This is a genomic window from Gluconacetobacter entanii (assembly GCF_013155425.1).
GTDB classification, from domain to species: Bacteria; Pseudomonadota; Alphaproteobacteria; order Acetobacterales; family Acetobacteraceae; genus Novacetimonas; species Novacetimonas entanii.
The window spans coordinates 1-599 of record NZ_JABJWD010000035.1; the positions used below are offsets into that span (position 1 = coordinate 1).

At 52.1% G+C, this 599-nt stretch carries 1 pseudogene; it reads right to left on the reverse strand.

Annotated features, from left to right (window positions below):
- Positions 1 to 254 (reverse strand): annotated as a pseudogene (locus tag HNH97_RS17865) (helix-turn-helix domain-containing protein); the annotation flags it as partial.
- Positions 255 to 599 lie beyond the last annotated feature (345 nt).

A 599-nucleotide genomic window follows, 5' to 3' on the forward strand; every position in this document is an offset into this window, starting at 1 on the left:
TTTTCGGTGGCCGGCAAGTCTGGTTCCATGCCGTCGAAAGAAGGCTGAGATGGTGGTGGTAAGCCGGGGCCGGTAGGTAGCTGCTTCTCTCCCGGATACAGGTCTGGAATGGCCTGTAGAGGCGGCTGTGCGCCAATTTCGGTCTTATCGGGTTGTTCATCGTCTGAGAGCAGCACAGCGGCAGAAAACAGGCTGTAGCGGATGCCATCGCGATTTCCGGACCAAGCTAACCCGGTCATTAACGATGTAAGCACAGGCCGTGCCCGGTGGGACCGATCTGTCGAACTTCGATCCAGTTGCCCTCTCGTAAAACGGGCCAAAGCCCTTTTGAGAGTATTCAAGCCGCAACCAGCCATTTTGGCCAATGTAGCTTGGGATGCGACGAGAGCATTATTGCGGCCCATTTGGGAGGTCATAAGCATCATAACAGCTGCTGCTCTAGGATTTGATACAGCTAATTTTGACCATCGTTCCATAGCCGCTCGTTCGACCTGAACCCAAGTTCCGTTTGGTTGCTGTGGTTAATCCAACGTGTTTTGGCTTCATGGCCTACCCCTAGATCAAATCAGACGATTTTTCATCCAAATTTGGATGAAATT